This window comes from Dyadobacter sp. (genome assembly GCF_051859145.1).
GTDB lineage: Bacteria > Bacteroidota > Bacteroidia > Cytophagales > Spirosomataceae > Dyadobacter.
Genome location: NZ_JBHYGF010000154.1, coordinates 1 through 8,913 on the forward strand (window position 1 = coordinate 1; position 8,913 = coordinate 8,913).

Sequence of the window (8,913 nt, forward strand, 5' to 3'; positions counted from 1 at the left end):
CTACATACATGACCCACACTTCTTTTACCATTCCAATAGCTGTAATAATGGAATCAACAGAAAAAACCATATCCATGATCAAGATTTGAGTAATTACCTGCCCGAAAGAAGAAGCTTTAATTTGGTTGCTCTGATCACCCTGCTCGCCTTCCATTTTATGGTAAATTTCCGTAGAGCTCTTATAAAGAAGGAATAACCCTCCTGCTAACAGTACAAGTTCCTTCCCGGAAAACCCTTCTCCAAAAACAACAAACAAGTCCTTGTCCAGTTTCATGATCAGAGATATAATAAGTAAAAGGCCAATTCGCAATACGCCTGCTAGTATTAACCCATATTGGCGGGCCTTCTTTTGCTGGTCTGCAGGTAGTTTTGCAGCGATTATTGAGATAAATATCACATTATCGATACCCAAAACAGCTTCCAGGGCGACTAGCGTCAGTAGGGAAACAATGACTTCAAATTCCATGCTATTGCTGATGTTTATGCAAATTCATATATCTCTCAAAATGTATGCCGCAAGGGAAAGTAGCATCATGGTAAAGGAGTCACCGGAAGCCAGGTTTCGCCCATGACCCAGTCTAGACATAAAACTCATTATGGAATCAATTAAGTCTTTGGTGTATAACATAGCTATTGGGATGGCTATCAATGCTAATTCAGGATTCAACTGCATCCCGAAAGAACACCTGCAAGTCGTTTATAAAACACCTAAGGGCTAAATCGTGATAGGACAATGATATGGACCGCAGGTTGTGATCGGCCGCATGACAGAACTGTTGGCAGACGCAGGATACCCAAATGGTTTTAATTACGAATTCCTTGAACTGAGAAATATCACACCATGGACCCCAGTTTTTGGCAAGTACAAGCCAGAAAAGGGAATGGGTTACCTATGACAGGAAAGAAGACGTTTTTACCTGTACTATGGGTAAAACAATTACCTTTTAAGGGCTTCGATCGAACCGTTGACGGAAAACTAATAAAAAACTACCGAGCTTCAAAAAAGGATTGCAGTCCCTGTGCTCTAAAGGAATCCTGCACGCCTAAGTCCCTGTTTAAAAGAATATTTACGACAGCTTATAAAGATTATTATTACCGAGCCTATGAGAGGCAACTAACTAGGCGCGGGAAACGGATGAAACAGGTCCGGCAAAGTACGGTAGAGCCCGTCTTTGGAAGCCTGGTCCATTATTAAGGATTGAGTAAAATCAATGTTTTAGGGAAAGCCGCGGCACATAAGGTGATGCTGATGGCAGCGACCTGCTTCAACCTTAAAAAGTATCTCACACATTTAAAAAGAAAACCGGTAAAAAGTGAAGCAATAGAGACTGTGGTTCACTTATCGAGTGCATTTTCGAAGTCTCTGAATGCTTTTACACTGAATTTTTAAAGTTCTCCGAAGCCAAATCTTATAACTACCAAAACCTAAAATATCAGGGTAGTTCCGCGACAGCCACGACCGAATAACTATTAGCAAAAATAGTATAGACAAACTTTATATAAGTACCACTTTTCATTTATTGTGCAATTAACAGTTAGCAACATAGCCGTTATGGTTACTGATAATGGTAACCATAGCAGTACTTAACAGATTTAGATGCTTTGATAAAAACATTTGGTAAGACAACGCGGTTAAAAATCTGCATCCTACTGCCTGCTTCGACATTGCTATGAGTTAGTGATTTTCGGCAGCATTTATGCTAGAAGCGTTTTTGTTGCGAGATATTAATTTTTAGATAAGTTGTTAACTCAAAAGCAATTGCCGCCGGGACTGAGAGCGAATTAACACCAAAGCGGATACGGAGATTGAAGAAGGTTTGACCCGTATGAAATATTCTAGGGCAAATCCGGCATGGTAACCTGAGATTTTTCGCGTCGCAGCATATTAAAAACAATCAAACCAAAACTTGACAGCTACTGAGTTCATTAATCACCGTTTGGCCATATATTTTCGATATCTAATTGATAGACAATATCAACCAGGTCTTTTATGGTTTGGTAGGATAAATTCTTTTGTTTTAAGAAAGCTGCCCTTACAGAATCTGAATCTGTTTTTGATAGTCTAATTGTCTTGGCGCCGGCAACATGGATAGATTCAGAAGCGTTTGAGATAATTAACATAAATGTTAAATGTTCCTTATCAAGCCAGCGGCCTGATCCAAGGGTGTGAGGTTCAAATGCAACATAATATTACATTCCTTAACCGGGCATCTAAACACAACAAGTGGAATAGAGCAGAATATCTTCATCTTATACGTCCATTTGCCTGCAAACATCGATTTGACATTTTCAATACTGTTGAATGTTATATAAAGGTCTACGTGCTCATGTGAAGGCCGCAGAAAGCTTTTAGTCCTATTTACATTTGAAAAGTCCGTCATATATGATAAAGATTTACTTCAATTAGAATTGCAGAAGAGAACCGGTTGTATAAAAACATGCCATTTAGATTGTGAGCCGCATTGGAATACACATTTCAGGATAATATTAGCTGTCAAGGCTGCACGTCGCCAAACTATGACCAGTTTAAATCGCAAATTTTTCTTGTTGCTTTGTTTTTCAACATCAAGCGCTTTCTAGTATTACGCTGGAATAGTTAATGGTACGGTTTTTTGGTTTAAGAGGTTATTATCTAACTGCTTGCCCTCAATACGATCTTCACAACGAAGTAGCTTAACCTTGGACAGTTGGATAATCCAGTCTGCATTTATTAACTATCAAACACTTCATCTATGAAGCCATTTCGTCTACTGCACTGTTGTTTATTGATTTCAGCTTGGACGTTAAGTGCCTGCGAAGATCATCCAGATAGCCCTAACGCCGTTTTCCCCGAGCGCATTGATTTTATGGCCGACAGGCAATATCCGGAAGGAATTGCCTACTCATCGCAACTGTCAAAGTTTCTTGTCACCTCCATTCCGTTAGGAAAGATCGGCACTGTCAGCACAGATGGTCAATACTAGGATTTACTGACTTCCCCCGAATTAATCAGCGCTATTGGTATGAAAGTCGCCGGTAACCGCGTGTTTGTGTGCAATAGCGATCGGGGAGTTTCTATCAAAAGTACTCAGGAAAGCTCTTTCCAAACTGCCGAGCTGTTAGTATTCAACCTGGAGACCCGGCTGTTGGAAAGGCGAACCGACTTAGATGCGCTCTTACCACAGCAAGAACGAAATTTTGCAAACGACGTTACGTTGGCCCCTGATGGGACTGCTTTCGTGACTGATTCCTTCTCGCCTGTTATTTATAGGGTTGCCAGTGATGGCACGGCAAATGTATTATTAAGAGATACGCTCAATTTTTCAAGTCCCAATTTTGGTTTAAATGGTATCGTCTACCATCCAAGCGGTTATCTTATCACGGCCAACACAGGGCAAGGGAAGCTTTTCAAAGTGGATTTACAAAACGGGAACCAAGTTTCAGAAATAACGGGTATAAGTCCACTACCTGGTGACGGGTTGACGTTACTGAACAATGAGCTGTATGTGGTTACTGGTGGCAACCGTGTAGCTCAATTGCGGAGCACCGACAACTGGCAAACCGCCTCAATCGTTAAATTTGACGAAGGAGCTTATATAGGGGCGACGACCAGTGTTGCTGTTAACAACCAGATTTACACGCTAAATGCACGTATTGGCACAATCGGTGATGCAAAAGAATTCAGTATTCAGCGGTTTCGTTAGAACACGGCACTAAATATATTAGCTATCTTGTATCAGGCAGTGGATTTTCTGGGCAATAAGCTGTTTTGCCAATCAGCTTACCATTGCCCAGAGCTAACTAATTTCAAGGATGTTGGATTATTTTATGAAGATTTTCATTATCTCGCGGATCAAGACGTAATGCGTTGGCAATTGTCTGGAATACTTGCGATGGTACCATCCAAGATTTTACGTTCGATATTGTTTTGGCTATAGGCCGCTTCTAATCAACTATTATTTTTTGGTGCCAACCGGTGTCACTTTTGGGTTATTGCTTGCTATCAACCTAAACATTCCCGAAATAAAGATGATTGAACCTCAACAGTATTTTTTCCAGGACGACGGACAAATTCCCAATAATACGCTGCCGCTTTTGCTATATAAAAACGCATTTGAGTCGCACGGATACGAAGGTGCGGCCTGGCTGGAAAAGACCTTCGCAGAAAACAACTGGACAAATTCCTGGCGCAACGGCATTTATCCATATCATCATTATCACAGCACGTCGCACGAGGTTTTGGGGGTCTATTCGGGCCATGCGCTTGTGCAACTTGGCGGTGATCAGGGTCAACAACTCAGGATCGAGGCTGGCGATATCATTGTCATCCCGGCAGGTGTAGGACATAAGAACCTGGGAAGCCGAGAGCTAGGTGTGGTGGGCGCATACCCTGATGGCCGGAATTGGGACATCAACACAGGTAAACTTGGCGAACGTCCCGGCACTGATCAGAATATAAAGGCGCTGCCAATTCCAAAGACCGATCCATTGCAGGGTACTAACGGACTTCCAGAAATCTGGCGCGCGATACACAAATAAACTAATGATGTGGTGCTCCATGAAGATCAACACACTTATCCAATTAACCCCTGTAACCTAAATCTGATGGACAAAAGGCTAGCTGACAATCTCAGTTTGAAAGGTAAAACAGCTCTGATCACAGGAGCAAGTCAAGGGATAGGACAAGGCATCGCTCTGGGGCTCGCCGAATACGGAGCAGATATTTTGCTACATTACCGCCAGGACCGGCCCGAAGCTAATGCCGTCCGCAAGGACATTTTAAAATTGGGCGTTAGATGCACGTTGGTCAAGGCCGATCTTTCCAAAACCGGTAGTGTGGCCTCCATCGAAAAACAATTAAATGTTCAGCCCGATATCATGGTCATCAATGCATCGTTGCAAATCCCTAAAAAATGGATAGAAGTGACCCAGCAAGACTTTAATTTACAGATGGATGTAAATGTCAAATCTACAATGCTTCTCATGCAGCGTTTTGTGCCCGCGATGATTGAAAAAGGCTGGGGACGCATTATCACTGTCGGTAGCGTGCAGCAAGTCAAACCCCACCCTGCAATGCTGGTATATGCAGCTAGCAAGGCAGCCGTGCTCAACATGGTACAGAATGTCGCAATGCAGTTGGCCGACAAGGGTGTGACCGTCAACAATGTCGCACCGGGTGTAATAGGAACACCACGTCTGGAACAGGGTGTTCCGCAAAGCGATGAACGCATCACAAAGCGGTTAGAAACACCCCAGGGAATTGTTGGCGAACCTTCCGACTGTGCGGCAATGGTACTGCTCCTGGCCTCGGAAGCTGGGCGGTTTATTACCGGCCAAAACATTTTTGTCGATGGCGGGATGAGCCTTTAATTTAATTATTCCCTTGTCGATTCAGGGAAAATTACATTTAAAGGTGTGTGCCACTTTTGTATACAGTACCAAAAAGAACTATATCAACTCCCATTTGGCGCAAATTGATACAAACTAACCTTTTGAACAAAGTTCAGAAATACCACCGAATAATTAGCCACGATTTTCATGTAGATTTTCTCATATACTAGACGCAAACTATGTAAGGGAGCTTTTAGCCTTGCTATGCTGAGAAACTAGAAGTCCCTGCTTAATCAAGGAACAGTGATTGACCAAAAGCTGCTTTCTTATTGGCCCATACGGTTTGTTTGCTGCAATCTTCATGCAAGTCTAGCCTCTATCCCAAGTCCGTTTCATCTGCCAAACGACAACAAGGTGTTTCAAAATCAAGCCGAGCCGTGTGCGAAAACCTTTCAACCCGGGTTTCAATTTACGAGCATTATCCAGTGGCACGTTTTTATATAATAAGGCAGCTATTGCCAGTCACTTTGGCCCCATATTGATCCGTACCACTGATCAAATCTATTGCATGAACAAATACGCTTATTTTGACCGCGATATCAGCTGGTTGTCATTTAATGAAAGGGTCCTGATGGAAGCTGATAACGAAACTGTGCCGCTTTTGGAGCGGGTTAAATTCCTTTCTATCTATTCTGCCAATTTGGACGAATTTTACCGGGTTCGGATGCCCGTCATGCTAAGGCACCAGCAGCAAAAAGACAATAACGAATATGACCAGGCAAATCAGATCATCGATGGGCAGCAAAGCCGGTTTAGAAGCATACTCTCCCAATCAATTCTTCCTGCGCTACAAAAAAATGGGATAAACTTCTATTACCAGGACGAAATACCGCAGGAACTTTATCAGGATATCACCGAGTATTTTTACTGTCATGTAGCTGGGCTCTTACAGCCGGTATTACTAACTGAAAGCCTTGCATTTTTCCCGGAAAATGATCTTTTGTATATCACTGTAATCTTGGACAACGGGCTGGATACCGAGCAGATCGCAGTGGTCAACATTCCGACCGACCACCTGGACCGTTTTGTCAGCATACCAAAAAATGGGGAAGATCACATCATTTTTTTAGATGAAGTCATCAAACAAAACCTGAAAAGCGTTTTTCCCAAAGCAAGCCATATTGATTCCTTTAATATTAAAATAAACAGGGATGCCGTGCTTGATACCCTGGATGATGACGCTGATGATATAACAGAAATTCTCGAAAGACAGCTGCGTAAACGCAAATATGGTTATGCTACCCGGTTTCTGTACGAACCTGGCCTGCCTGAGCGCCATCTGCAAACCTTGAATGAAACTTTTGATCTCAGCCAGGCAGCAATCGTGCAGGGCGGAAAATACCATAATTCCAAGGATCTGGCTTCATTGCCAGTTCGCAACCCGTCATTATCCTATTTGACATGGCCAGCTGCCCGAAATCTATACGGCACCGATCAACTCATATCACTGTTTGATTCATTAGCACAGCATGACCAGATGGTCCATGCACCCTATCAAAGTTATGACAGGATTTTAAGGTTCTTCAACGAGGCCGCGATTGATCCCCAGACCGAAGAAATCTATACAACCATGTACCGGGTAGCACATGATTCAAAGATTGCCCTTGCCCTGATCAGTGCAGCTAAAAATGGCAAAAAAGTGGTGGTTTTGGTAGAGCTGAAAGCAAGGTTTGATGAAGCCAATAACATCCGCTGGTCCAAAAAAATGAAAGCGGCCGGTGTGAAGATTGTGCATAGTATTAACTCGATCAAAGTACACGCAAAACTTGCGCTGGTCAAAAGAACACATCCGGAAAGTCCGCTGTTGGGCCTGCTTGCGACGGGGAACCTGAATGAAGGAACGGCAAGGTTTTACACAGACCACGTCCTGTTGACAGCCTACCAGCCGATGCTGAAAGAAGTCAAAAAACTTTTCCGTTTCCTAAGCAAGAAGAAAAGGCCAGAAATCACAGACAAAATTACATTTCAGCACCTACTGGTGGCACAATTCAACCTACATACAAGATTTTTACAGCTCATCGACCGGGAAATCGTCCATGCAAAAAACGGCTTGCCCAGCGGAATTACAATTAAAGTAAATAACCTAGAAGAAGAAGTTTTGATCAACAGGCTCTATGAAGCCTCAAATGCCGGTGTAAAGATAAACCTGATTGTCCGCAGTATCTGCCGGCTTGTCGCGGGTGTGCCCGGGCAAAGCGAGAACATCACCGTAAAACGGATCGTTGACCGGTACTTGGAACATGGGCGCATCTTCATATTTAGAAATAACGCAGATCCTGAAATCTATATGGGCTCTGCCGACTGGATGAACCGAAACATTTACAGGCGCATTGAAGTGGTCTTTCCTGTTTATAATGAAACCCTTAAAAAGCAGCTCCTGGAAATGATTGACCTGCAGTTGGAAGATACGCTACAAGCCGTTATTATTGATGACCGCTTGAAAAACATTACTTTAACCGGCGAGAATGGCATCCGTTCTCAGGATGCGATTTATGCTCTTTTATCTGATAAAAAATTGTATGAATAACCTATGATAGATAGGCCAATTTTAATATAGTCGGCGTTCAAGTTCTTGGAAACCAACCGCAATGCCATCCTACATGCAGAAAAAAAGTGCCTTTGTAAACCGGTGCTTACCATTATAATTTCCTTTATATCAATATACTTTTTAAACTTGTGGGCGGGAGATATTCTGTTTATTCAGTAGGAAGTTCGATAGCGGTATATAAAAAGCCCTAATCTACAACTTGCAGATCAGGGCTTTTGTTTTTTGAGATAAGATTAAATGCTATTGACGTCTCGATCACTGTCCTTCCTTACCCCCGTTTTGTCGGAATTAAGATCTTCCACTTCAACCTCCGTGCTGCGCACAGTGTCTTTGATGACTTCTTCACGTTCAGTGACGTCCTTGGTCAATGAAACTTCTTCAACTACAACAGCGGTTTTTGATACGACCGGCACTTCTGCATGCTCGATCAGCTCGATGCTTCTTTCCTTAAATGTATCCAACTCACCGGGTGTGACCAGGCGGTCAACAGGCGTGCGATCTACATGGACATGTTCGGTTTTAAGGGTCACGTTCTCTTGAACTGCTTGCTCTTTGATGCTGCTGGTAAGCCGCACCCCGCCGGTCTGCACTTCCCTTTTGGATATATTGATATCTTCTTCAATGATAGGAATACTTTCATCACTTCCAGAAATGCTTTTTTCACTGGATGCAGTCCTGGAACCATAGAACTGCTTGTCATCAAAATGCTCGTGATTATAAAATCCCTCCGGATGGCTCTCATAAGTAGCTGTGCCAGCAGCAGCAGCTGCTGCAAGTCCTGTAAATGTGCCGCGGATCTGCGATTCGGTTGCAGGTGTGATCATCCCTTTTTGATAACTCGGCAAAGAGCCCAACTTCTGGCTGGTCAATTCTGCCAGGATTACTTCATCCTCTTTTTCATCCAACGTAGCCAATCCAATTGGGACCAGCACTTTTTTAGAATCCAGTCCTAAGTTGTTATCGTCAAGGTCAACAATAATATACAACACTTTTTG

The 8,913-nt window shown here is 43.0% G+C and carries 8 protein-coding genes; 6 read left to right on the forward strand and 2 right to left on the reverse strand.

Annotated elements, in window-relative coordinates:
- Window positions 1-466, reverse strand: a 466-nt coding sequence (locus ACTIE6_RS10460; protein ID WP_439556584.1) for a TerC family protein, incomplete at its 3' end; no start/stop codon positions are given.
- Between the two features lie 426 nt (window positions 467-892).
- Between ACTIE6_RS10460 and ACTIE6_RS10465 the strand changes: the two genes are divergently transcribed.
- From ACTIE6_RS10465 to ppk1, 6 genes are all read left to right on the forward strand, one after another.
- Complete coding sequence (locus ACTIE6_RS10465) at window positions 893-1,195, forward strand: transposase (protein WP_439556586.1); 303 nt, start codon at window positions 893-895, stop codon at window positions 1,193-1,195.
- A gap of 1,537 nt (window positions 1,196-2,732) precedes the next feature.
- Window positions 2,733-2,963: a hypothetical protein gene (locus ACTIE6_RS10470; RefSeq protein WP_229209414.1), complete on the forward strand. Its 231-nt coding sequence runs from the start codon at window positions 2,733-2,735 to the stop codon at window positions 2,961-2,963.
- Between the two features lie 39 nt (window positions 2,964-3,002).
- Window positions 3,003-3,683, forward strand: coding sequence for a gluconolaconase (locus tag ACTIE6_RS10475; RefSeq protein ID WP_229209413.1), 681 nt, complete (start codon window positions 3,003-3,005; stop codon window positions 3,681-3,683).
- A 325-nt stretch (window positions 3,684-4,008) separates the two neighbouring features.
- Complete coding sequence (locus ACTIE6_RS10480; RefSeq protein WP_138284316.1) at window positions 4,009-4,518, forward strand: cupin domain-containing protein; 510 nt, start codon at window positions 4,009-4,011, stop codon at window positions 4,516-4,518.
- A gap of 66 nt (window positions 4,519-4,584) precedes the next feature.
- Window positions 4,585-5,349 carry an SDR family NAD(P)-dependent oxidoreductase gene (locus ACTIE6_RS10485; protein ID WP_138284275.1) on the forward strand — a complete coding sequence of 255 codons (765 nt, stop codon included), beginning with the start codon at window positions 4,585-4,587 and terminating at the stop codon, window positions 5,347-5,349.
- Between the two features lie 529 nt (window positions 5,350-5,878).
- Window positions 5,879-7,897, forward strand: coding sequence for a polyphosphate kinase 1 (gene ppk1 / locus ACTIE6_RS10490; protein WP_138284272.1), 2,019 nt, complete (start codon window positions 5,879-5,881; stop codon window positions 7,895-7,897).
- Between the two features lie 254 nt (window positions 7,898-8,151).
- On the opposite strand, the gene ACTIE6_RS10495 is transcribed toward ppk1, so the two are convergent.
- Window positions 8,152-8,913, reverse strand: a 762-nt coding sequence (locus ACTIE6_RS10495; RefSeq protein WP_439556585.1) for a YsnF/AvaK domain-containing protein, incomplete at its 5' end; no start/stop codon positions are given.

Bases quoted from the DNA above. Each gene is read 5' to 3' on its own strand.
- ACTIE6_RS10465 (WP_439556586.1), top strand. From the start codon at position 893: ATGACAGGAAAGAAGACGTTTTTACCTGTACTATGGGTAAAACAATTA.
- ACTIE6_RS10480 (WP_138284316.1), top strand. From the start codon at position 4,009: ATGATTGAACCTCAACAGTATTTTTTCCAGGACGACGGACAAATTCCC.
- ACTIE6_RS10475 (WP_229209413.1), top strand. From the start codon at position 3,003: ATGAAAGTCGCCGGTAACCGCGTGTTTGTGTGCAATAGCGATCGGGGA.
- ACTIE6_RS10485 (WP_138284275.1), top strand. From the start codon at position 4,585: ATGGACAAAAGGCTAGCTGACAATCTCAGTTTGAAAGGTAAAACAGCT.
- ACTIE6_RS10470 (WP_229209414.1), top strand. From the start codon at position 2,733: ATGAAGCCATTTCGTCTACTGCACTGTTGTTTATTGATTTCAGCTTGG.
- ppk1 (WP_138284272.1), top strand. From the start codon at position 5,879: ATGAACAAATACGCTTATTTTGACCGCGATATCAGCTGGTTGTCATTT.